Below are 25,571 nucleotides of genomic sequence, written 5' to 3'. Positions count from 1 at the left end.
GGTTGGACTGAACCACGAATCCTCCTGCCCGCCTGCCCCTCCCGCTGATTCACAGCCTAAAATGCAAAGCGTCCTCCCGCCTCTAATCAGCTAAACAGCAATTTCCCTCAAAATCATCTATAATCCAAATTCTTTAAACAGCTTCTCCTGCCACTCTCTGTCACTTGCCGCCCTGACTATATCTTCGGTTCTGTTTTGACTGGCAAGAAGCCTGATTAAATGGTTCACCCGCTCTAAAGTGTACGCTTCGCCCTCTTCTCTGCCTTCTTCCTTTACCTGTCTCATATGTTTCTCTTCATTATATTCAAAGATACTCACATTCTTTGCCTCCGTTCGGTTATTTCTCAGAAACTCTGCCAAAATATCATCCTCGATACATTCCGTTATCGCCTTCTCCACAGCATCTTCAAGCGTCATTGATTTTGTATATTCCCGTACCTTATCCACATAAATGCTGTAGTCCTTCAGTGTTTTGCATTTGTCCATTAGCCTTTCATTATGGCCTCTGTTTATGTTCAGCATCACTGCTTTTAATTCCAGCGATATTTCTTTATCCTGCACTTCATATACATCTGAAAGCTTAATAATCTGACGGTCCGGCTGTTCTGACAGTCCATTATAAAATATTACAAACCTGGGTGCCGGCAGTTTGACCGGCCTGCTCCCATACAAATTCCTGTCTTTTGTCATATTGGAATAGAGGTTCGCTGCATACATCAGAAATCTCAGAGGAAGATTTGGATTGTATGTGGACTGGTGTTCATAGAGTGCCAGCCTTGAGTCAATTATAAATGACAGATCATTACGCATAGACATATAAATAGCGTTTTCCAGCGTATTGACTTCAAGCTCCTCCGGGTTCTCATAACTGGTCTCATTCACAGCATTATACAGTTCTAGAAGTTCTTTTTTGCTGCTGAATATCATTTCAAACAGCCGTGATTTGTAAGTGCGGTTAATCCCCCCTTTTCTTTTTTCCTGATCTGCATAACCCTGCAGATTCCCTGTTACGTTACTTTGCTTTTCCATAGTGTAAGCCTCCTTTTAAATGTGGCAGGCATCCCATGGAGAAGCATCTGCGTCTTCATCAAGGAACCCTCCTGCCTGTTGAATTGGGATTTAAGCATTGAGATTTCCTTTTGATGCCAGACGGCAGAAATGATATCAGATACGGCAAAGCCTGTTTGAAAAAAGCCCTAAGCCGCAGGATAGAAATGGAACTAAATGCTTTACTGATATTTTAACACAGGTGGGGGGAGTGTGCCAGAGTAAATTGCTGTTTAGGAGATTAGAGGCGAAAGGGGGAAATATGGCAGACTATGATACAGTAGAGCGAGGAATGGATGGCACATACTGTATTATTGCTATAAGCTTCACTCAATGAAACAAATTCAGGGATTTGTACTTCGTCAAAGCTGCCAGCAGAAAGGACCCCAGAATACCGCAGGACAAGAACTCCCCGATACCCACAGTCAGCATCATCAGGGGGATGGGCAGATTGATCCCGTAACCGTAGAACAGTACAAAGGGAACAATTACTGTATTTGCCAGGATAGGCGGAAGAGGCACCAGGTATTTGCGGCCTTTCAGCAGATAAGACCCGCAGGCGGCCAGCAGAGTGGCCAGACTTCCAAAGATAATATCCGGCAGAATGGCCCCTCCCATAATATTGCCGATCAGGCATCCTATGAAGAGGCCGGGGATGGCTGCAGGCGTATAGTATGGGAGTATGGTGAGCGCTTCCGCCAGCCTGACCTGTATCTCTCCGAAACCAAACGGAGCGAACAGCAGGGTCATGACTACATAAATGGCGCCTATGGCAGCAGCCTGTACCAGAAAAATTACTCTTTTGTGTCTCATTGTGTATCTCCTGTCAGTGTTTTTTCAGGAACAGCATGCCAATGACCTGGCGCATGAATTCCCTTGTATCATCGTCCATATTTATTATGGCTTCCAGTATGGTGACAGCTTTCTTGTGCGGATCTATAGCAAGGTCAGGGAGTGTGGAAGCCTCCGTGGCCTTAATGATCTGAAAAAGACTGTCTACAAATTTATGCCGCTCCTCTTCGCTCAGGGCTTCTATCCAGCCGTTCAGGTTCTTGTTATGGTAGATGGAAGTCTTGTAGATCTCATCCCTGTAGCAGAAGCGTCCGTTCTCGATCACCCAGGTAAATGCATCGTGCTGCAGGATCCCACGGCCCGTACTTTTAACTACCTTATAATTCGCCCTGTTCTGGAGAAGCATCCCGATCAGTGAGGATTCAGGAACGATTTTGATTATCTTGTGTGAGATATGGATATATCCGATGGTCCTGTAGATATCATCCATAAATCCCGGACCGTCAAAGCAGTAGATGTTTTTTATGCGGTCCTGGAGCAGGGGAGGGCTGTTCACAGCGGCATAGACAGCCGCATTGCCTCCTTTAGAATGTCCCCCAAGATAAAACATTCCCTTAAATACCCTGGATACTTCCATAAAGTAACGCAGAGCCTTTTCCTGCATGGGGACAGGATACATGAAGGCCATGTTAAAGTCTTCCTTCCATCCGACCAGAGTCTCGTCTGTCCCGCGGAATGCAGCATATGCCGTATTATCATCCAGGAAAAATGTGATAGCTGAGAACTGAGTCTCCTTTTCCTCATCAACATTGTTTTCATAGAAGTTCATTCTCAGGTTACGGAAGCGCCGGCTGTGCCGGAGCGCCTCATAGAAAGCTGCATATTCTTCTTCATACATCTCCACCCTGCATAATTCTGAAAGGTCAGGATGAGTCGCCAGATCCATCAGCCGTATATCCGGCTGCTTATCAGTGAGCCCTCCGGCCATCCTGTCGAATTTCATATAGGCAATCTGGCAGAGCACCAGGCTGTCTACAGGATTGAACTCTGCTTCTGAAAATGTATGCATTCCATATTCTTTTATATAATCAATGGTATTTCCCATATTCTGTCACCTCTTTTTAATAGTACAGCAGAGGAAGGCGGCGGTCAAGGCATAAACTCAAAATCGTTACTGGTCATTCCGTGACCGGTAACTCAAAATCCCCCTTGACTTTTCCAGCCGGCTTGTCTTATAATTAACCTTACGATAGAAGAAAAGACTGCGACGAAGACAGTAAGTCAGCTGGAAAGATATAGAGAGCCGGGGATGGTGGAAGCCTGGCACGAGTAAGGCGGGCTGAAAATCACTTCCGAGTTTCCGGCTGAATACTGCAGGTGCGGTAAGTAAGTCAGGACGGTTTTCCGCCGTTAAAAGGAACGCGTATGATAGTATGTTGTAACAGGTGGTAACGAAGCGTATATGCTCTCGTCCTTTTACAGGACGGGAGTTTTTTATTTTATAGGAAACAAAGTCTCCTATAAGATAAAAACCCTCTGGGGGATGCGCGGCGGCAGGAGCCTGGAAGGCAGGTTCCTTGTTTGGACAGGAGGTCAATTTATGTACGAAAAAGTATCTACAAATTTGAATTTTGTGGACAGAGAGAAGAAAATTGAAGAGTTCTGGAAAGAAAACGAGATCTTTGAGAAGAGTATCAAGGAGAGAGAGGGTGCGCCGTCCTATACATTCTATGACGGACCGCCTACTGCAAACGGAAAACCACATATCGGACACGTGCTGACACGTGTTATCAAGGATATGATACCCAGATACCAGACAATGAAGGGTAAGATGGTTCCAAGAAAGGCCGGATGGGATACACATGGTCTTCCCGTGGAGCTGGAAGTTGAAAAAATGCTGGGACTGGACGGAAAAGAGCAGATTGAAGAATACGGGCTTGAACCGTTTATCGAACATTGTAAAGAGAGTGTCTGGAAGTATAAGGGAATGTGGGAGGATTTTTCTGGTACAGTCGGATTCTGGGCTGATATGGATAATCCTTATGTGACATACCATAATGATTTTATCGAGTCAGAGTGGTGGGCGCTGAAGCAGATATGGGAAAAGGGACTGCTTTACAAGGGATATAAGATCGTTCCGTACTGCCCGCGCTGCGGCACGCCGCTCTCCAGCCATGAAGTGGCACAGGGCTATAAGGATGTCAAGGAGCGCTCTGCGATCGCCAGATTCAAAGTGAAGGGGGAGGATGCCTATATTCTCGCCTGGACCACAACACCGTGGACACTTCCTTCTAACGTAGCTCTCTGTGTGAACCCTGATGAGACATATGTCAGAGTCAGGATGAACGAAGACGGAACAGTTTACTATATGGCAGAGGCTCTCTGTGACAAGGTTCTTGGCGAAGGGGCCTATGAAGTGCAGGAGACATATAAAGGCACTGATCTGGAATATAAAGAGTATGAGCCTCTTTTCCCGTTTGTGGAATTACAGAAAAAGGCATATTATGTTACATGTGATAATTATGTAACACTGACTGACGGTACAGGCGTAGTCCATATCGCGCCTGCATTTGGTGAGGATGACTCCAATGTAGGAAGGAAATATGACCTTCCGTTCCTGCAGCTTGTTGATGCAAAGGGTGAGATGACTCAGGAGACTCCCTGGGCAGGTACCTTCTGTAAGAAGGCAGATCCCCTTGTGCTTAAAGATCTGGAGGAGAGAGGCCTTCTGTTCTCTGCGCCAAACTTTGAGCACAGCTATCCGCACTGCTGGAGATGCGACACTCCGCTTATCTATTACGCGCGAGAATCCTGGTTTATAAAGATGACCTCCGTGAAGGAGGACCTGATCCGAAATAATAACACGATCAACTGGATACCTGAGAGCATTGGAAAAGGACGCTTCGGGGACTGGCTGGAGAATGTACAGGACTGGGGGATCAGCCGTAACCGCTACTGGGGTACTCCGCTGAATATATGGGAATGTGAATGCGGCCATCAGCATTCAGTGGGCAGTATCGCTGAACTGAAAGAAATGTCTGATAACTGCCCGGATAACATCGAGCTGCACCGCCCATATATCGATGAGGTGACGATACGCTGCCCAAAATGCGGCAAACCTATGCACAGAGTGCCGGAGGTTATTGACTGCTGGTTTGATTCAGGCTCCATGCCTTTTGCACAGCATCACTATCCGTTTGAGAATAAAGAATTATTTGAGCAGCAGTTCCCGGCAGACTTTATTTCAGAGGCTGTGGACCAGACAAGGGGATGGTTCTATTCCCTGCTGGCAATCTCAACTTTGATCTTCAACAAGGCGCCGTATAAGAACGTTATCGTCCTCGGCCACGTGCAGGATGAGAACGGACAGAAGATGAGCAAGTCAAAGGGGAATGCAGTAGACCCGTTTGACGCACTCAAGACATATGGGGCTGATGCTATCCGCTGGTATTTCTACAGCAACAGTGCGCCGTGGCTGCCCAACAGGTTCCATGGCAAGGCCGTTATGGAAGGCCAGCGCAAGTTCATGGGTACTCTGTGGAACACATATGCTTTCTTTGTGCTCTATGCGAACATTGACAATTTTGACGCGACTAAATATACACTTGATTATGATAAGCTGCCTGTAATGGACAAGTGGCTGCTTTCGAAGATGAATACCCTGATCGCGGCAGTAGATGACAGCCTGGGCAATTATAAGATCCCGGAGGCAGCCAGAGCACTGCAGGATTTTGTGGATGATATGAGTAACTGGTATGTGCGCCGCAGCCGTGAACGCTTCTGGGCAAAAGGTATGGAGCAGGATAAGATCAACGCATATATGACGCTTTATACAGCTCTTGTCAATGTATGTAAGGTGGCAGCTCCCATGATCCCGTTTATGACAGAGGATATCTATCAGAACATGGTGCGCAGTATTGACAAGGCGGCTCCGGAGAGCATCCATCTGTGCGATTATCCCCAGGCAGACACGTCAAAGATCGACAAGGACCTGGAAGCAAATATGGATGAGGTCCTGAAAATTGTCGTTATGGGCCGCGCATGCAGAAATACCGCCAATATAAAGAACCGCCAGCCGATCAGCAGGATGTTTGTAAAAGCACCGTTTGATTTGCCGGAGTATTTTGCCGATATTGTAAAGGAAGAGCTGAATGTGAAGGAAGTCAAATTCACGGATGATGTGAGAAGCTTTACTTCCTACAGCTTCAAGCCTCAGTTAAAGACAGTCGGACCTAAGTACGGCAAGCTTTTGGGCGGTATCCGCCAGGCTCTTCCTGCCCTTGACGGAAACGCTGCCATGGATGAGCTGAAGGCCAATGGTTCGCTCAAACTTGACATAAACGGATCAGAGGTTGTATTATTAGAGGAAGATCTGCTGATCGAGACAGCCCAGACAGAGGGACATGTGTCCATGCAGGAAGGCGAGATCACTGTTGTGCTGGATACAAATCTGACCCCTGAGCTCATAGAGGAAGGCTTCGTCCGCGAGCTGATCAGCAAGATCCAGACCATGCGTAAAGAGGCAGGTTTTGAAGTAATGGATAAGATTACAGTCTATGCCCAAGGGAATGACAGGATAGCAGGTATCTTGAGCGCCCATGAGGCTGATATCTGTCAGGAGGTGCTGGCAGAAGGTGTAGTGATCGGCTCTGTCAATGGATATGTGAAGGAATGGAGCATCAATGGAGAGACTGTAAATATGGGCGTCGAAAAATTATGAAGATAGCTGAGAGCTACAAATATTATTAGAAACAGAAATACGGGCCGCCGTTAATATAGGCAGAAAGTGTAGACATTTTAGGCCGCTGCAGTATGAGCTGTAAAAATTGGAGGTTCAGTATGAACAAGAATTTCAAAAAAGAAGAATTCAAAAAAAGTGTTGCAGAAAATGTAAAGACTCTGTACCGCAAAACAATTGATGAGGCAACACCTCAGCAGGTGTTTCAGGCGGTGTCTTATACGGTAAAGGATGTCATCATTGATGACTGGCTGGCTACCCAGAAGGTTTATGAGAAGGAAGATCCCAAGATGGTCTATTATATGTCCATGGAGTTCCTTATGGGCCGTGCACTGGGCAATAATCTGATCAATCTGACAGCTTATGAGGCAGTCAAAGAAGCACTTGATGAGATGGGCTTTGACCTGAACATGATAGAAGACCAGGAGCCTGATGCGGCTCTTGGAAACGGAGGACTGGGACGTCTTGCAGCATGCTTTCTGGATTCACTTGCCACACTGGGCTACTGTGCTTACGGATGCGGGATCCGTTACCGCTATGGGATGTTCAAGCAGAAAATTGAGAATGGCTATCAGATCGAGGTGCCTGACAACTGGCTGAAGGATGGCAATCCTTTCGAGCTGCGCCGTCCTGAGTATGCAAAAGAAGTCAAATTCGGCGGCTATGTGCGCGTTGAATATGATGAGAAGACAAGAAGGAATAAATTTATCCAGGAGGGATATCAGAGTGTCCGCGCTATACCGTATGATATCCCCATCGTGGGCTACAATAATCATGTAGTAAATACACTGCGTGTGTGGGATGCGGAAGCTATCAATGACTTCCAGCTGGATTCCTTCGATAAGGGTGATTACCAGAAGGCTGTGGAGCAGGAGAACCTGGCCAAGAACATTGTAGAGGTGCTCTATCCAAATGACAACCACTATGCAGGAAAAGAGCTGCGCTTAAAACAGCAGTATTTCTTTATTTCAGCCAGTGTCCAGGCAGCAATTGAGAAATATAAAAAGAAACATACAGATATCCGTAAATTCTATGAAAAGGCAACCTTCCAGTTAAATGATACACATCCTACAGTGGCCATCGCTGAGCTGATGCGCATACTTTTGGATGAGGAAGGCCTGGAGTGGGATGAGGCATGGGAAGTTACTACAAAGACATGTGCTTATACAAACCACACAATCATGGCTGAAGCACTGGAAAAATGGCCGATTGAACTGTTTTCAAGGCTGCTTCCGCGAATCTATCAGATTATCGAGGAGATCAACCGCCGCTTTGTAAATGAGATCGAAAAGAAATATCCGGGCAATCATGAGAAGATGCGCAAGATGGCAATTATCTATGACGGACAGGTCAAGATGGCGCACCTGGCTATCGCTGCCGGTTATTCTGTAAACGGTGTTGCACAGCTGCATACAGAGATCCTGAAAAATCAGGAACTGAAGGATTTCTATCAGATGATGCCTGAGAAGTTCAATAATAAGACCAACGGAATAACACAGAGAAGATTCCTTCTCCATGCCAATCCGCTGCTTGCATCCTGGGTGACAGACCATATCGGAGACGAGTGGATCACAGACCTGCCTCAGATCGCAAAGATGAAGATCTATGCGGAAGACAAGAAGGCACAGCAGGAATTCATGAACATCAAGTATCAGAATAAGCTGCGTCTGGCAAAATACATTAAGGAGCACAATGGCATCGATGTAGATCCGCGCTCAATCTTTGATGTACAGGTCAAGAGGCTCCATGAGTATAAACGCCAGCTTCTGAATATTCTGCATGTGATGTATCTCTACAATAAGATCAAGGATCATCCGGAGCTGGACTTCTATCCGAGGACATTTATCTTTGGTGCAAAGGCAGCAGCAGGCTATAAGAGGGCAAAGCAGACTATTAAGCTGATCAACTCAGTGGGAGATGTTATTAATAATGACAGATCCATAAACGGCAAGCTGAAGGTTGTGTTTATTGAAGATTACCGTGTTTCAAACGCAGAGCTGATATTTGCGGCATCTGATGTTTCTGAGCAGATATCAACTGCCAGCAAGGAAGCATCAGGAACAGGAAATATGAAGTTTATGCTGAATGGTGCCCCAACACTGGGTACTATGGACGGCGCCAATGTGGAGATAGTACAGGAAGTCGGTGAGGAGAATGCATTTATCTTCGGCCTGACAGCTGACGAAGTCATTAATTTTGAAAACAATGGCGGCTATTACCCCATGGAATATTTTAACAGCGACCAGGATATCCGCCGCGTGCTGATGCAGCTGATCAATGGAGAATACTCTAATGGAGATATGAACATGTTCCGGGAGATCTACGACTCACTGCTGAACACAAAGAGCAGCGACAGAGCTGATACTTATTTCATCCTGGCAGACTTTAAGTCATATGCAAAGGCTCAGGAGGAAGTAGAGAAGGCTTACAGGGATGAAGAGCGCTGGGCAAAGATGGCTATTTTAAATATGGCCAGCAGCGGAAAATTCACAGCTGACCGTACTATCAAGCAGTATGTGGATGAGATCTGGCATCTGGACCATGTAACTGTGGAGGCATTGAACAGTTAAAAATATAAACAGGAATACCCTGTCCCATTTTGCATATACTGCTAAAAAGGGACGGGGTATTTTTGTGTGAAAAATAAAATTCAGATTGCTTTAATGGTAGTATTTATAATGATATGCCTGCCCTATGTCCTGACGTGGATGATATCCTATAACGACAGGGAGAAATTTATAGCCCAGAGAGCATCCGGCGATATCATTACCGTAGATACAGGGGACGGTGTAAGGGAAATAGCTTTTGAAGATTATACGGCCGGAGTCCTCGCAATGCAGATGGATCCTAAAAGCAGCCCTGAAGCGCTTAAAGCCCAGGCAGTCATTGTCAGGACTAATCTGGCAGAAGGATTTGAGAGACAGGAGGCCTATGTGCCGGGCGAACCCTACATGACAGTCGCCCAGATGGAAGAAAAAGGGATATCAGAACAGATACTGGCGGCAGCAGAATCTACAAAGGATGAGATCCTGTGTTACGGGGACAGGCCTATAATGGCTTCCTTTCACGCCATCAGCTCCGGGAGCACCAGGAATGCTTCTGAAGCCCTGAAGTCAGACGAGTACCCATATCTTGTACAGGTAGACAGCAGCCAGGATGTCAGGGCCGCAGATTACCTGAAACGTGTGGAACTCACTCCTGCACAGATCGTGGAAAAATGCAGGACAGAATATCCGCAGCTGAGTGTGGCACAGTCCGGGGACAGCGCAGAGCGTCTTCAGATAAAAATATTATCCAGAGACAGCTCTGATTATGTACTTTCTATTCAGGTGGGAGATACGGTCATGCCGGGTGAGCAGTTCAGAAAGCTTCTGGATCTGCCGTCCAGCTGTTTTACCATGGAGGCAGGGAACGGAGCTGTAGCCATTATCACAAAAGGTCTTGGACACGGACTTGGGATGAGCCAGTACGGAGCGGAGCAGATGGCGGAAGGAGGAAGTACATACAGTGAGATCCTGGCAGCGTACTTCCCCGGAACAGTATTGGTCAAAAAAGCTGAACAGTTCTGAAATATAAATGATCAGCAGTTACAGAAGCAGTAATAGAAAATTTATAAAAGACATAAATTAATCGCTGTATATTCTTTCACGAGATGGAAATGCTATAAATGAACTAATTGATTATAGTAGAGGTGAAGAATATGCGAAAAAATAAGTTTGTGGATTTTATGAAAAAGAGAGGAACTATTGTAACCTTAAGCCTCTGTCTCGTGGGTGCAGCAGGGTTTTCAGCGCTCTATGCGGTTAATAAAGTAGAGAAGGCAAAGGAACAGCAGGAAAGGCTGATTGATTTAAATGAAGCTGCCGGCGAAGAGGATGGGGATACAGTAAAAGGCATTACAAAAACAGAAGATAAGGAAACAGAAAAAGCAGAGGCAGCTAACAATGCGGACGTACTTTCTGAGTCTGAAGCGGCATCATTAAAAGATGACAAGGACACAGCCAAAGAGGAACAGACAGAAGGCCTGGTTGATGCTTCGGCCAACATTAAGCCCACAGTGAATTTTACAGATTCAGACGCACTCACATGGCCGGTGGCAGGTACGGTACTGATGGATTACAGCATGGATGCGACAGTGTACTACAAGACTTTAAATGAGTATAAATACAATCCGGCCCTGATCATTGGATGCGACGTGGATTCACAGGTAGTGGCCGCCGCAAAAGGGATCGTGGAATCTATCGATGTTGACGGAGAGACAGGAACCACAATTAAGATGAATATAGGAAATAACTACGAATTAGTATACGGCCAGCTCAAGGGAGTGACAGTAAATGTGGGTGATGTTGTTGAGACAGGTACTCTTTTAGGATATGTCAGCGAACCTACAAAATACTACTGTGAAGAAGGAACTAACCTGTATTTCCAGATGAATAAAGAAGGCGTTCCCGAGGACCCGTTCCTTTATCTGGAGTAAAGACAGGAAAACTGTATAAGCCTTTCCTTGCACAAAAGTCCAAATTTGGAGTATACTATATTAAACCCCTGAGGATTCGCAATCGAAGGTTTATACAGGCGGCAAAATGGAGACAGAATGACTTTGGCATCTGAATCCCTGGGTGAAATACTTTTTATGTTCGATTGCTTTTTATAGAGGGCGTGCATGTTTTATTAATTTGAGGATGCCTGGCATCCCGGAGAATGTGCGCGCTTTACATAGACGGGATGCTGTGGAGGAAAAGTGGAAAAGACGAATTATACGTATATCCTGAGGTGCAGCGACGGCACCTTGTATACGGGATGGACAAATGACCTGGACAAGCGTGTGGCAGACCACAATGCAGGCAAGGGGGCAAAATATACGAAAGGGCGCACTCCTGTCTCTGTGGCATATTATGAAGTATTTAAAACAAAGCAGGAAGCCATGCACCGTGAATATGAGATCAAGCATATGAGCCGTGCCAAAAAGCAGCAGCTTCTGAAGGAGGGACAGACCAAGGCAGACTGATCTGATGGAAGATTACGGAAGTGTGCGCATATGTATATGATATGAGAATAACAAATCAGCAGTCCGGGAGTTTTACCTGGACTGCTGATTTTGTTATTCCTGATGTCACATGTTAACTACATAACAGTACATGAAAATGTAGTGGCAGATGCTTCCGGCCATAACAAAGAGATGGAAGATCTCGTGGGAGCCGAAATTTTTATGCTTCAGATCAAAAAGGGGTACTTTTAGAGCGTATATGATTCCACCCACTGTATAAATGATGCCTCCGCCCAGCAACCATGCAAATGCAGCGGGAGAGAGCTTATCAAGCAGCTGTGTGAATGCCAGTATGCATACCCAGCCCATACCGATATATAATACGGAAGAAAACCATTTTGGACAGGTTATCCAGCAGGCCTTTATGAGTATTCCGGCAAGGGCGATTCCCCACACAAGATAAAACATAAAACGTCCAAAGCTGCCGCCAAGAACTATCAGGCAGACAGGTGTATAAGAACCGGCAATCAGGACAAAAATCATCATATGATCTATTTTGCGGAGGATCCGGTTTGTCCTGGTGGTCAGGTCCAGAGAATGATATGTGGCGCTGGCGCCATAGAGACAGATCATACTCAGGATAAAGATTACCATCGAAATGACATGTACATTACCAGGGACATTTGCAGCCTTAATAATAAGAAAAGGAGCGGCGATTACAGCCATGACCATACCAATAAAATGTGTGATAGCGCTTCCCGGATCCTTCAGGCTGAATTTTCTTTTAGCGCGTGACCTGTCTGTATACCTGTTATTTGATGTATTACCTGCATTCTTAAAGGTGGCTGCGTTTATTGTTGATGTGTTTGATTTGTCTGGCATAATAAATCCTCCTTGCAATTACAAAACGTGTCATGTGGATACTATATATCGACACGTAGTTTTGAATACTACTTGCTGATATAGTTATATTATACCCTGGATAAGAAAAAATCAAGCATTTTTTACAATAACTTTCATTGTATTTTTGTATAGAATCATATATAATTTAGATAACGCGCTTTTGGCTGTAAAAAGAGCCCTGCGCTAAACAGATGCAGGAGTTTGAACAGGAGGGATAACATGGCACATCAGGACTGGTCAAATCTAGGGAATGATATAAGAAATATGGTGCAGTCAGCCATAGATTCCAAAGATTTTCAACAGTTAAATCAGTCTATTAACCGCACCATAAACGATGCGATGCAGAATATAAATAAAGGGTTTCAGCAGGCAGGAAAGAATATGGGGATGGGGAGCCAGGGGCCAAAGGGACCCAGGCCGCAGCCGCAGAACCCATGGGAAAGAAGGCGTCCTGACCAGAACGCCAGCCCTTTTGACGTCAGCACAAAGACGAGGAAGGCCAGCCCGTATTTTGCGGGAACAGGCGCAGCGTCGGCAGCGGGAATCGCACTCTCTGTAGTGGGAGGTATCCTCACGGCGGGAACAGGGATAGCAACCCTTGTATTACTATTGATCTCGCTTTTTGGCGGGGAAATGTATTTAGGGTTTAAGATCGCTATCGGAATCATGCTTCCATTTTTAGTGGGAGGCGGCTTTATGGTAGGCAAGGGAGCCGGACTGCTGGGCAGAGTGAACAGATTCCGCGCCTATATAAGAGAACTGAGGGGGCAGCCATTCTGTCCGATCAAGAGCCTCGCTGAAGAGGTAGGCAAATCAGAGAGTTTTGTATTAAAGGATGTAAAGGATATGATAAAGCGACGCATGTTTATTGAGGGACATGTGGACGCTCAGAATACCTGTCTGATCGTCACAGAGGATGCATATGATCAGTATCTGGAGGCACAGCATCAGCTGGAAGACAGGAGGCGCCAGGAAGAACAGAGGCGTCAGGAACAGACGGCAAAAGGCGATATCCCTCAGGATACCCGCAAGATGATAGAGGAAGGGCAGGCATACATCAGGGAGATCCATGAATGCAACGATGCCATTCCGGGTGAGGAGATATCTGAGAAGATATCCAAGATGGAGCTGATTGTCCGCAAGATATTTGCTAAGGTTGAGAATGAGCCGGAATTAGCGGCGGATATGAGAAAGTTTATGGAATATTATCTGCCGACCACAGTAAAACTGCTTCATGCATATGAGGAGCTGGATGCCCAGCCTATACAGGGGGCGAATATCGTAAGCTCTAAAAAGGAGATAGAAGATACGCTGGATACTATAAATCAGGCATTTGAGAATCTTCTGGACAGCTTTTTCCAGGATACCGCGTGGGATATTTCCTCTGATATATCAGTTCTCCAGGCGATGCTGGCTCAGGAGGGTCTGACAAACTCGGCGTTTGACAAAGGTAAGTCAGGAAAAGTCGGCTGATTGAAAGTGAACAAGAGAAACAGTAGATGGAAAGGATACAATTATGAGTGAAGAATTTAAAGAATTTCAGGCATCCCCTACTCTTACGCTGAACCCGTTCGGGGATACACCCCAGGCTAAGGAGGTACCGGCAGAACCGGTGCAGGCAGCTCCGGCCCAGAAACCGGAATTTGACGAGAGTATTCTCTCAGCAGAAGAAAAAAATATGGTTGATGCTTTTGCAGAGCAGATAAACCTGCGTGATTCAGGGATGATCCTGCAGTACGGTGTTGGTGCGCAGAAGAAGATGGCGGACTTTTCAGAGGCTGCCCTTGATAATGTCCGCACTAAGGATCTGGGGGAAGTCGGTGACCTGTTAACAGGAGTGGTCACAGAGCTTAAGAACTTCGATGCAGACGAGGAAGAAAAAGGGTTCCTGGGATTTTTCAAAAAGAACACGAATAAGCTGACGACCATGAAAGCTAAATATGACAGAGCTGAGGTGAATGTGGGAAAAATCTGTGAGGCCCTGGAGAACCAGCAGGTCACTCTTATGAAGGATATAGCTGTACTGGATAAGATGTATGAGCTGAATAAGACATACTTCAAAGAGCTTTCCATGTACATCATAGCGGGAAAGAAGAAGCTGGAAAAGGTAAGGGCAGGGGAACTTCCTGAGCTGATGAGGAAGGCAGAGATGACAGGTCTTCCGGAGGATGCGCAGGCTGCCAAGGATCTGGATGCCATGTGCAACCGCTTTGAGAAGAAGCTTCATGACCTGGAGCTGACAAGGATGATCTCCATCCAGACGGCGCCGCAGATACGCCTTGTCCAGAATAATGATACAATGATGGTAGAGAAAATACAGTCAACAGTTGTGAACACCATCCCTCTCTGGAAGAGCCAGATGGTACTGGCCCTGGGTGTGGCCCACTCTACACAGGCTGCAAAGGCACAGAGGGAAGTTACAGACATGACAAATGAACTGCTCAGAAAGAATGCTGAGACACTGAAGCTGGCCAGTATCGAGACAGCTAAGGAGTCCGAGCGCGGTATCGTAGATATAGAGACGTTGAAAAATACCAATGAGTCTCTGATCTCTACACTGGATGAGGTCATGAAGATCCAGCAGGAGGGACGGCAGAAACGCCAGGAGGCAGAGCTTGAGATGCAGCGCATGGAAGGAGAGCTTAAGAGTAAGCTTCTTCAGCTGCAGAGATAATTGCTGGCTGGTTATTATTTACAGTTCCGGATTCTCCCCTTGACAATACAGTGCTTTTCGTGCTATGATAGCGCTTGCACTGTCTAGAGTGGATAGAAACAATATGATAAATGGAGTTTTAGCCCTGTACATAGCGATGTGTTGCAGGGCGTTTTCATGTTCCGGGAAGCAGGAACCGTTTCCAATAACATGAAAGCGTCGCGCCAAATCGGAGCTGCAGGGAAAGAAAGGTGGAAATATGGAAACAATAAGATTTGATGAGCTTGGGCTCAGCGACCAGATATTAAGAGCGGTAACAGAGATGGGATTTGAGGCGGCCAGCCCCATACAGGCTAAGGCTATCCCGGTGATGATGGAAGGAAAAGATATAATCGGGCAGGCGCAGACAGGTACAGGAAAGACAGCTGCATTTGGTATACCTCTGCTGCAGAAGATTGATCCTAAGAATAAGAAGCTTCAGGCTATGATCCTCTGTCCCACAAGAGAGCTTGCCATCCAGGTTGCAGAGGAAATCCGCAGGCTTGCGAATTTCATGCACGGAATTAAGATTCTCCCTGTCTACGGAGGACAGGACATTGTCAAGCAGATACGGTCCCTCAAGAGCGGAGTTCAGCTTATCATCGGAACTCCGGGCCGTGTTATGGACCATATGAGAAGAAAGACCATAAAGTGGGATCAGGTGCATACCATTGTCCTGGATGAGGCAGATGAGATGCTTAATATGGGCTTCCGTGAGGATATCGAGACGATCCTGAGCGAAGTTCCGGAAGAAAGACAGACAGTTCTTTTTTCAGCCACAATGCCAAAGCCTATTCTGGATATCACAGATAAATACCAGAAAGATGCCCAGATGGTCAAGGTGGTCAAAAAAGAGCTTACAGTGTCCAACATTGACCAGTATTATTATGAAGTAAAACAGAAGAATAAGGAGGAGGTCCTCTCAAGGCTTCTGGATATGTATAATCCTAAGCTTTCTCTTGTATTCTGCAATACTAAGAAAAAGGTGGATGAACTGGCGGCAGATTTAAAAGGCAGGGGTTACTTTGCTGAAGGCCTCCATGGTGATATGAAGCAGTCTCAGAGAGACAGGGTCATGAACAGCTTCCGCAACGGGAGGACAGAGATCCTCATCGCAACTGATGTGGCGGCCAGGGGAATTGATGTGGACGATGTTGAGGCGGTATTTAATTATGATCTTCCCCAGGATGATGAGTTCTACGTGCACCGTATAGGGCGTACAGGACGTGCGGGAAGGGTTGGTAAAGCATTTACTTTTGTAGTTGGCAAGGAAGTGTATAAGCTTAAGGATATACAGAGGTATTGCAAGACTAAGATCTATGCACAGCCGATACCGTCACTGGATGATGTCTCCGCTATAAAGGCAGACAATGTACTTGGGGAAATTAAGCAGATCATCCAGAATGAAGATCTTTCTTCTATTATTAATATGCTGGAGCAGAACATCAATGAAGAGGACTACACAGCCATGGATGTGGCGGCAGCTTTCTTAAAGAGGGAGATGGGACAGGAGATCACAGCACAGGAGGAGAAATATGATTTCGGTGATACTGGTGCAGAAGAAGGAATGGTCCGTCTGTTCATTAATATAGGAAAGAAACAGAATGTGAAGCCTGGTGATATCCTGGGAGCAATTGCAGGAGAATCAGGAATGCCGGGGCGTCTTGTGGGCAGTATAGATATGTTTGACAAATACACATTTGTGGAAGTGCCAAGAGAGAATGCCAGGGATGTCTTAAATGCCATGGATCATGCTAAGATAAAAGGAAAGCTGATCAGCATTGAGCCGGCAAACAGAAAATAAACAGCAGAAAAGAACTGGACTGGTCAAAAAAATCATAACTGGCTATTTCGATTAAACCAGATTGGTGATAACATAACTCCTGTGAAAAGATTTACAGAAAAGAGGAAATGTTATGGAAAAGAGAAACAGCACTGTTATGAAATTAGCCCAGACGGCTTTGATGGCTGCGCTCTGCTTTGTGAGCTTTACCTTTCTGCAGATAAAGATACCCATGCCGGGAGGGGATGCCACGTCTATCCACATAGGAAATGCCTTCTGTGTGCTGGCTGCACTGCTCCTGGGCGGCGGATACGGCGGACTGGCCGGTGCAGTTGGGATGACGATTGCAGATCTTCTGGACCCTGTTTACATCGTAGGCGCTCCAAAGACCTTTATACTGAAGCTCTGTATTGGGCTTATCACGGGATTCGTGGCACACCATATTGCGCATATTGGAGACAGCCAGGATAAAAAGTACATTTTTAAATGGAGTACCATCGCATCTATATGCGGGCTTGCATTTAACGTTGTGGCTGATCCGCTTGTAGGTTATTTCTATAAGCAGTATATTTTGGGGCAGCCTCAGGAGATGGCTTCAGTACTGGCAAAGTGGAGTACGGCAACTACATTTATAAATGCAGTGATCTCAGTAGTGTTAGTGGCGGCAGTCTATAATGCACTGAGACCTGTTCTGCAGAAGTCGAATATGCTGGTGCACGTGGGGAGCAGATAAAGGAAACATGTAACTGTGAAGGTTGAACAGTTACGAAAATATATAAAAAAGCGGGACTGTAATAATACAGATTCCCGCTTTTTTGCATAAATGCCGTTTATGCTGTTTTAATATTTAGGTGTTTTGGATAACTTATTTGTTGAAATATCTCTTTAACAGACCTTCGAAAGCTTTTCCGTGTCTTGCTTCGTCTCTTGCCATTTCATGAACTGTATCATGGATAGCATCCAGATTAAGAGCTTTAGCGCGTTTTGCAAGATCAAACTTACCAGCTGTAGCGCCGTTTTCAGCTTCTACTCTCATCTCAAGATTTTTCTTTGTGCTGTCTGTAACTACTTCGCCTAAGAGTTCTGCAAATTTAGATGCATGCTCAGCTTCTTCGAAAGCAGCTTTTTCCCAGTATAATCCGATTTCCGGATATCCTTCTCTGTGAGCAACTCTTGACATTGCCAGGTACATACCAACTTCTGAGCACTCTCCTTCAAAGTTTGCTCTTAAATCAGCGATGATATCATCCGGAGCGCCTTTAGCAACGCCTACTACGTGTTCTGCTGCCCATTCCATCTGGCCTTTCTGCTCGATGAACTTTTCAGCCGGTGCCTTACAGATCGGACATGCCTCAGGTGCTTTTTCTCCTTCATAAACATAACCACATACACTACATACAAATTTAGCCATTTTAATTTCTCCTTTTCTTATTATAATATTTTAATTTTTAGTTGTTTTAAATCAGTAATGATTACTGATATTAATTTACTACATTTCTCTTACTTTGTCAAGAGGTTTTTGGAAATTTATGATTTTTTTATGCAGTCTCCGCAAACGCCATAGAAGTTAGTTACATATCCAGCAATATGCCCATCAAAATTCCTTCCTGCAATTTCAACAATGTTGTCTATACTGTCCATTTCCAGGTCAATGACACTGTGGCACTCTGTGCACACGAAATGGTTATGAGGGGTTGTATTCCCATCGAAGCGGTCTGCACCATCACCAGTAGTGATTTTCATGATCTCTCCAATGTCCGATAAAAGAGAAAGATTCCGGTATACAGTTCCAAGACTGATATTGGGAAATGTTTCACGTATATTCATGTAAACAGTATCAGCCGTTGGATGATCAGTCCGGGACGCCAGAAATTCTTTTATGGATTCACGCTGTTTGCTGTATTTCAGCTTCGGCATAGCTCTCCTCCTTTCGATAATGATAATTGTTACTGATATAAGTATAAGCCTAAAATTTCATTTTGTCAATTATCTTATGTAAAAAATTTTGCAGATAGTATATAATAGTTATTATTGACATGTTGCAGAGTGGCTTGTAAATCAGTAGTTTGAAAGGAGCAGGAAAATGGATAAAATTTATGATTTAGTGATTATAGGATCGGGACCCGCCGGTCTGGCTGCAGCAATTTACGCGCAGAGGGCAAGGCTTGATACCTTAGTTCTGGAAAAGAGCTATGTCAGCGGAGGGCAGGTAATAAATACGTATGAGGTTGATAATTACCCCGGTATTTCCGGTGTCAGCGGTATGGATCTGAGTATGAAGTTTCATGAACATGCCAAGAATCTGGAAGCAGAATTTATGACAGCTGAAGTGAAAGACATTATTATAGAAGAAACACTGAAAAAAATAAAGACGGATAAAGCTGAAATACTGACAAGAACAGTTATTATTGCAACGGGAGCGAGGCACAGAAAGCTGGGTGTGCCTGGTGAAGAAGAGTTTGCAGGAATGGGTGTTTCCTACTGTGCAACATGCGATGGGGCATTTTTCAAAAATAAGACAGTTGCTGTTGTAGGGGGAGGAGATGTGGCAGTTGAAGATGCCATTTTTCTGGCAAGAGGAAGCAAGAAGGTCTATGTGCTCCACCGCCGGGAGGAATTCAGGGCAGCCAAAAGCCTTCAGGAAAAACTATTTGCGCAGGATAATATAGAAGTACTGTGGAACACTGTCGTTAATGAGATCAGGGGAGAAGATAATGTAAAATCTATTTCTATAGAAAATAAAAAAGACGGAAGCAGATCCGAACTTCAGGTGGATGGAGTCTTTATTGCAGTGGGTATACTTCCCAATTCAGAACTCTTTAAGGGTATGCTGGATATGGATCCTCAGGGGTATATTATTGCGGGGGAAGACTGTGAGACAAGTGTTAAAGGGATTTATGCGGCAGGGGATGTAAGGACTAAGATGCTCAGACAGATCGTGACAGCCGCTTCGGACGGGGCAAATGCTGTGACATCTGCTCAGAATTATTTAATGTTTTTGTAAGATAACCAATATGTACCTTATTTGTCACATTAATTGGACTGAATTAGTAACCACATTAAATTATTTCAGGTTTATTTCAGAGTTAAAAAATATTTAATATATGGTTGACAAAAGGCAGTAGATTTGTTATGATAGCCGTGTAACAAATTTAACAATTCTGTAACAAATGAGTGATACATATGGAGGTTAGATAAATAATGAAAAAGGGAATCTTGAAAGTAACGGCATGCTGCCTCGCAGGTGCAATTACATTCGCAGGAAACGGCGGCGTTTCTCTGGCGGCCGGATTTGAAGTGCCGTTAGCCGGCGGTTCAGCCAAGATTGCGGAACAGGAGAGTAAAGCTCAGAATACGCAGCCGGAAACATCTGCACCGTCTGAGTTTGATACAACAGCGATCGCACAGGTTGATGAATACGTAAATATCAGAGATCAGGCAAGCACGGATGAAGGGGAAGTGCTTGGCAAACTCTATAATAATTCTGCAGCAAAGATTTTAGCTAAGGAAGGCGACTGGTACCTGATTTCATCAGGGTCTGTTACAGGTTATGTGAAATCTGATTATTTTGTAACAGGACAGGCTGCTGAAGAGCTTGCAAAGGAAGTTGGGCAGAAGAAAGCGACAGTTAAGACTACCACTTTGATGGTGCGTTCAGATTCTAACCAGGATTCAGATGTACTGGCAATGGTGGGAGATTCAGAGCAGTTAAATGTTGTTGATGACAGTGGCGACTGGGTTAAAGTTACTGTTGATGATGACGTTGAAGGATATGTGGCAAGAGATTATGTAGAGTGTGAGACAGTTTTCACAGAAGCAGAATCTATTGAAGAAGAACAGGCAAGACTGAAGAAACAGGAAGAAGATTACCAGAAAGCCATTGAAGAAGCAAGGCGTGCTGATGAGGCCGCAAGAGCTGAACAGCAGGCACAGAATAATAGTACAGAAGGCTGGACAGAGGCACCGTCTACAGAGGCGCCTACAGACTGGACAGAAGCTCCTACGGAAGCACCGGCTTGGACAGAGGCACCTACAGAGTCAACAGAGTGGACAGAAGCTCCAACAGAGGCGCCGGCTTGGACAGAGGCACCTACAGAGTGGACAGAGGCTCCAACAGAAGCACCAGCTTGGACAGAAGCGCCTACAGAGTCAACAGACTGGACAGAGGCACCGGAATGGACAGAAGCGCCTACAGAATCTACAGAGTGGACAGAAGCTCCAACAGAGTGGACGGAAGCACCGGAATGGACAGAAGCACCTACAGAATCTACTGAATGGACGGAAGCTCCAACAGAAACGGAGTGGACAGAAGCTCCAACAGAAACAGAGTGGACAGAAGCGCCGAGTACAAATGCAGGACTGAGAGAGCAGATAGTAAGCTTTGCACTTCAGTTCGTAGGCGGAAATTATGTTTGGGGCGGAAATGACTTATACAGCGGCGTAGACTGCTCAGGGTTTACACAGCAGGTATTAGGAAACTTCGGAATCTCTATCCCGCGTACAGCTGGTGCACAGTCAGTAAGCGGACCACAGATCAGCATGAGTGAGATACAGCCGGGTGACCTGTTATTCTACAGCGGTGACGGAGACTACGGCATCGGACATGTAAGTATGTATATCGGAAATGGCCAGGTAGTACATGCAAGTACACCTTCCACCGGAATCATTATTTCGGATGTGAACTACAGACAGCCGACAAGCATAGTAAATTATATTGGTTAATTAAATAATTGAGTAGATCAACTAAGAGGCACTGCAAAATGCAGTGCCTCTTATGTTATAGTAATTAAAGTAACTATTCAACAGGTCTGTGTATTTACTGCAAAGAACATGATTCAGGGATCCTAAAATTCATTTAAGCGCATATACTTTATAAGGACAAGGCATGATCGATATAGAACGTTTTAATGGCTTTTGGAGAGAAATAAAAGCCCGTACTATCAACTTAACCATAAGCACATTAAAATGCCTGCATGACGTGTTTAAATGTGTTACAGAGGATGCTGCTTAAAACGGGAGTATGAATTATATGCTTTACAGAGCAGGAATAAAGTGTTATTCAAAAAATTAAATTAACAGACGATAGTGGAAATATATAGAATATTTAAAAGCCCAAAAAGGGGATTGACAGAGGTTTTTGTGGAAATAGCGGTGTCAAAATGCACAAAAAAACCGAGAAAACTGCGGCAGGACCTTGCTGCAGATGTGGGAATAATCTACATTTATCCACATGGGTTTGGGATAAAATCAGAGGTAAAAACAGTTAAAATAGAGTTATGCACTGAGTTATCCACATTATCCACATTTATTTAACCACATTTGGGCGGTTTACATAGTATTTTTTTAAAACAGGTGTTTTGTACACATATCATAAATCGATTAATTACATAAAAATAAAATGACGAATTACTTGACATTTTAATAGTCTTGAAATGGTCAGGAAACGCATAAGATTTTTGATATTATCAGACAATAATATTATTTACCTGCTTTATAAAGTAGGAAGTTGGATTGTCAGAAATTAGGATAAGGAAATAGTATTGAATTAATAACATAGGGAATTCCAGGGATTTAATTATTATGTTTGTGAAGGGATTTGGGGCTGCAAGTTCAGGAAAGAAAAGACAGCCCTGCGGGGTTCCGGCTCTTACAAAAGCCTGGGTCCCCACAGGGCTGTCTTTTTTATTTAATGTCAGAGGGCAGATAACAGTATTTCCTGACAGTATAAAATATTTAAGTACTGCCAGCCGTGCCCGCGTTTTAATCTTTAAATTTACCAGTAACGGACAATTGCCGTAATTCCTGTATAATTATAGCGGTCTGTCTTGATCCCGCCCTGTGGATAAGGGTTACTGTTGGAAGAGTGAATGATCTGTCCGTTTCCCATATAGATTCCTACATGATAGATAGGAGTACCATAAAAAATCAGATCTCCGGGCATCAATTCATTTTCAGAAACAAATTTACCGCCGCCCTCCCAGGCCTGGGCATCGGCTACGCGCGGGATGCTTATCCCAAAATGGAGCATTACCTGTTGTGTAAATCCGGAACAGTCAACACCATCAGTCAGGCTGTTTCCGCCCCAGACATATTTTCCGCCTTCGTAGCTTGCAGCAAATTTTGCAATCTCCATACCCAGGGAAGCATTTCCGGTAACTTCAGAATTTCCGCGGCCCTGTTCATCGAAGGTATACGTTGTTGTTCCGAAGGTGCGGGTAGTAGATTTCAGCATCGCACCGCCAAGTGCAGGATCAAAATAGTAGACAATACCATTTACATATTGAAATTCCAGCTGCATCTGGCCGAGATCGTTAAAGTAATAGGTATTTCCCTCAAAGTACTGAAGGCCCTTCATTGGAAGCCCTACGCTGTTAAACAGGTAGGAGAAGCTGCCTATCTTAACAAGCTGGTTGCAGACACGGATTCCTTCGTTATCAACATAGTATTCACCGATCCTCATGTTAACGGCCTTTGCTCCGTCACTCTTGAGATAATACCAGTTGCCGTCAGGATGGATCCATGTATCATGCATCATTTCAAAATTATCATTATAGAAGTACCATTTATCACCTGATTTATTCCAGCCCTTCAGTTTTTTTTCACCAGTGTATTTACCGTTGGCATCCACATAGTACTCGCCATTCACCCAGCTGTCTGTGACCATCACTCCATCCGGGCCGAGATAATAGTTTCCAACCCACTTATCTGTAACCATAACACCAGTTCCGGAATCCAGATAGTACCACTTGCTGCCGCTCCTGGACCATCCTGTGATCATAGCGCCGCTGGCGTTAAACCTGTAATCCTTGCCGTCGATCACCTGCCAGCCTGTGTACATGACGCCTGATTCAGGGTCAAGATAATAATTCTTGCCCTTGACTGTCACCCAGCCCTTCATGATCTGGTTATTATCGTAATAATACCACTTATTATCTGCGTTTACCCAGCCTGTCTTTACAACCTTCTTGCCGCTGCCATCCAGAGGTATGCCATCAACTACAGTATTTACGGCCATCTTGCCGGAATCATTTACGTAGTAATCCCCTGCCCACTGGTTTGTGAGCATGACGCCTGTACTATCGTCCATGTAGTACCAGGCAGAACCGCTCTTGGTCCATCCTGTGATCATGGCCCCGCTCTCGTTAAAGCGGTACCATTTTCCTTCGATCTGCTGCCATCCTGTCTTCATTACTCCATTGGAAGGAGCCAGATAATAAGTTTTACTGCCTACCACTGTAAAACCAGTGGCCATGACACCGTCAGCAGGATTTAAATAGTACCATTTATTTCCCGTCTTGAGCCAGCCTGTCTGCATAGCGCCTGAGCCGTTGAAATAGTACCATTTGTTATCGATCAGTTTCCATCCCGTGGCCATTACGCCTGTCTCAGGGTCCAGATAATAAGTCTTGTTTTTGACGTTCACAAACCCTTTTGCCATAGTGCTGTCATCGTTGTAATAATACCATTTGCTGTCAGTCCTTACCCAGCCTTTTTTGACGATCTTTTTCCCGTTTTTATCTACAGGGTAACCGTCTACAGTAGTGTTTACAGCCATTTTTCCGCTGTCGGTCACGTAATAGTCATCTATCCACTGGTTCTTTAGCATAATGCCAGTAGACGGATCCATATAATACCAGGAAGCCCCTGATCTGACCCATTTCGTCTGCATGGCGCCTGAACTGTTAAAGTAGTACCAGTTTCCTTCTATGAGTTTCCAGCCTGTGGCCATGGCTCCCCCAGACGGTTCCAGATAGTATGTCTTGCCGCCAACTACAGTAAAACCTGTGGCCATGGCGCCTGAACCGGGATTTAAGTAATACCATTTGCCTCCCAGCTTTGCCCATCCTGTCTTCATGGCACCGGAAGAATTAAAATAGTACCAGGTGCCGTCGATCTGTTTCCAGCCTGCAGCCATTATCCCTGTTGCCGGGTCCAGATAGTATGTTTTGTTATTGACATTTGTGAAGCCAAAAGACATATTGCCGGAAGCATCGTAATAATACCACTTGTTTCCAGTCTTGATCCAGCCCTTATTGACGATCTTGTGCCCATTGGCATCCACTGCTATGCCGTTTACAACCGTATTTGCAGCCATCTTTCCGTCTGGGTATACATAGCAGTCACCAACCCACTGATCTGTGGCCATGGCCCCCGTTACAGTGTCCAGATAGTACCAGCTGGCTCCGATCTTCTGCCATCCGAAGAGCTTGACGCCGGAAGAGGTAAAATAATACCATTGATTATCGATATTGTTCCAGCCTATGGCCATGACTCCTGTATTGTAGTCCAGGAAATAGGATTTGCCTTCTAAATCCAAAGGTCCCTTTGCCATGGTGCCGTCCGGATTGTAATAGTACCATAAGCCTCCGGCCTGCTGCCAGCCCGTCTTCATCCAGCCGTTTTCATCGAAATAGTACTGCTTATCATCTATAGACTGCTGGCCTGTCAGAAATCCGCCGTCATCCGTAGAGTACCAGGTACCCTTGTCGTTTGACTCCCAGGCGGCATCTGCGTCCAGCGACGGCCCTGTAAAGGCTATCATGCCTATTAAGGAAAATAGCAGCAGTTTGTTTCTTTTCATAACATTGCTCCTTCTGCTAATAATGACATTTTAATGGTTTCTTCCCTA

General features: G+C 45.1%; 18 protein-coding genes. 11 read left to right on the top strand and 7 right to left on the bottom strand.

The genetic code is table 11. The features are described from left to right. Window positions 1-117: 117 nt before the first annotated feature. From NSB28_RS20655 to NSB28_RS20645, 3 genes are all read right to left on the bottom strand, one after another. Window positions 118-1,029, bottom strand: coding sequence for a hypothetical protein (locus NSB28_RS20655; protein WP_330665414.1), 912 nt, complete (start codon window positions 1,027-1,029; stop codon window positions 118-120). Window positions 1,030-1,377: 348 nt separating this feature from the next. After that, window positions 1,378-1,860, bottom strand: a complete 483-nt coding sequence (locus NSB28_RS20650; protein ID WP_109748396.1) for a QueT transporter family protein — start codon at window positions 1,858-1,860, stop codon at window positions 1,378-1,380. Window positions 1,861-1,873: 13 nt separating this feature from the next. Next, the gene (locus NSB28_RS20645; protein ID WP_109748397.1) at window positions 1,874-2,944 is read right to left on the bottom strand and encodes a DUF2974 domain-containing protein; all 1,071 of its coding nucleotides are present in this window, start codon (window positions 2,942-2,944) and stop codon (window positions 1,874-1,876) included. A gap of 495 nt (window positions 2,945-3,439) precedes the next feature. Here NSB28_RS20645 and ileS point away from each other — a divergent pair, with 495 nt between their 5' ends. The 5 genes from ileS (at window position 3,440) to NSB28_RS20620 (ending at window position 11,585) form a co-directional block, all read left to right on the top strand. Next, the gene (ileS, locus tag NSB28_RS20640; RefSeq protein WP_109748493.1) at window positions 3,440-6,559 is read left to right on the top strand and encodes an isoleucine--tRNA ligase; all 3,120 of its coding nucleotides are present in this window, start codon (window positions 3,440-3,442) and stop codon (window positions 6,557-6,559) included. Window positions 6,560-6,678: 119 nt separating this feature from the next. Further along, complete coding sequence (locus NSB28_RS20635) at window positions 6,679-9,147, top strand: glycogen/starch/alpha-glucan phosphorylase (protein ID WP_109748398.1); 2,469 nt, start codon at window positions 6,679-6,681, stop codon at window positions 9,145-9,147. Between the two features lie 66 nt (window positions 9,148-9,213). Continuing rightward, complete coding sequence (locus NSB28_RS20630) at window positions 9,214-10,146, top strand: SpoIID/LytB domain-containing protein (protein WP_109748399.1); 933 nt, start codon at window positions 9,214-9,216, stop codon at window positions 10,144-10,146. A gap of 131 nt (window positions 10,147-10,277) precedes the next feature. Then, on the top strand, window positions 10,278-11,054 hold the full coding sequence (locus NSB28_RS20625; RefSeq protein ID WP_109748400.1) for a M23 family metallopeptidase: 777 nt from the start codon (window positions 10,278-10,280) through the stop codon (window positions 11,052-11,054). 264 nt (window positions 11,055-11,318) lie between these two features. After that, the gene (locus NSB28_RS20620) at window positions 11,319-11,585 is read left to right on the top strand and encodes a GIY-YIG nuclease family protein (protein ID WP_109748401.1); all 267 of its coding nucleotides are present in this window, start codon (window positions 11,319-11,321) and stop codon (window positions 11,583-11,585) included. A 105-nt stretch (window positions 11,586-11,690) separates the two neighbouring features. On the opposite strand, the gene trhA is transcribed toward NSB28_RS20620, so the two are convergent. Beyond that, on the bottom strand, window positions 11,691-12,446 hold the full coding sequence (gene trhA / locus NSB28_RS20615; protein ID WP_109748402.1) for a PAQR family membrane homeostasis protein TrhA: 756 nt from the start codon (window positions 12,444-12,446) through the stop codon (window positions 11,691-11,693). Window positions 12,447-12,686: 240 nt separating this feature from the next. On the opposite strand from trhA, the gene NSB28_RS20610 reads away from it, so the two are divergent. The 4 genes from NSB28_RS20610 to NSB28_RS20595 all read left to right on the top strand — a co-directional run bounded on the left by NSB28_RS20610 (window position 12,687) and on the right by NSB28_RS20595 (window position 17,675). Continuing rightward, entirely contained in the window at window positions 12,687-13,940 is a 1,254-nt protein-coding gene (locus NSB28_RS20610) for a 5-bromo-4-chloroindolyl phosphate hydrolysis family protein (RefSeq protein WP_109748403.1), read from the top strand. Window positions 13,941-13,983: 43 nt separating this feature from the next. Next, complete coding sequence (locus tag NSB28_RS20605; protein WP_109748404.1) at window positions 13,984-15,141, top strand: toxic anion resistance protein; 1,158 nt, start codon at window positions 13,984-13,986, stop codon at window positions 15,139-15,141. 238 nt (window positions 15,142-15,379) lie between these two features. Further along, entirely contained in the window at window positions 15,380-16,963 is a 1,584-nt protein-coding gene (locus tag NSB28_RS20600; protein WP_109748405.1) for a DEAD/DEAH box helicase, read from the top strand. Between the two features lie 112 nt (window positions 16,964-17,075). Continuing rightward, window positions 17,076-17,675 carry an ECF transporter S component gene (locus NSB28_RS20595; RefSeq protein ID WP_109748406.1) on the top strand — a complete coding sequence of 200 codons (600 nt, stop codon included), beginning with the start codon at window positions 17,076-17,078 and terminating at the stop codon, window positions 17,673-17,675. Between the two features lie 132 nt (window positions 17,676-17,807). On the opposite strand, the gene NSB28_RS20590 is transcribed toward NSB28_RS20595, so the two are convergent. Beyond that, entirely contained in the window at window positions 17,808-18,353 is a 546-nt protein-coding gene (locus tag NSB28_RS20590) for an NADH peroxidase (protein ID WP_109748407.1), read from the bottom strand. Window positions 18,354-18,469: 116 nt separating this feature from the next. Next, window positions 18,470-18,859 (bottom strand): Fur family transcriptional regulator, encoded by a 390-nt coding sequence (locus NSB28_RS20585; protein WP_109748408.1) that lies wholly within the window; start codon window positions 18,857-18,859, stop codon window positions 18,470-18,472. Between the two features lie 166 nt (window positions 18,860-19,025). On the opposite strand from NSB28_RS20585, the gene trxB reads away from it, so the two are divergent. Beyond that, window positions 19,026-19,946, top strand: a complete 921-nt coding sequence (gene trxB, locus NSB28_RS20580; protein ID WP_109748409.1) for a thioredoxin-disulfide reductase — start codon at window positions 19,026-19,028, stop codon at window positions 19,944-19,946. A 197-nt stretch (window positions 19,947-20,143) separates the two neighbouring features. Beyond that, complete coding sequence (locus NSB28_RS20575; protein WP_109748410.1) at window positions 20,144-21,664, top strand: NlpC/P60 family protein; 1,521 nt, start codon at window positions 20,144-20,146, stop codon at window positions 21,662-21,664. A gap of 1,051 nt (window positions 21,665-22,715) precedes the next feature. On the opposite strand, the gene NSB28_RS20570 is transcribed toward NSB28_RS20575, so the two are convergent. After that, window positions 22,716-25,523: an NlpC/P60 family protein gene (locus NSB28_RS20570; RefSeq protein WP_109748413.1), complete on the bottom strand. Its 2,808-nt coding sequence runs from the start codon at window positions 25,521-25,523 to the stop codon at window positions 22,716-22,718. Between the last annotated feature and the right edge of the window lie 48 nt (window positions 25,524-25,571).

It is taken from the genome of Murimonas intestini, from assembly GCF_024622195.1.
Lineage (GTDB): Bacteria > Bacillota > Clostridia > Lachnospirales > Lachnospiraceae > Murimonas > Murimonas intestini.
This window is presented reverse-complemented; position numbering and strand designations above follow the sequence as displayed.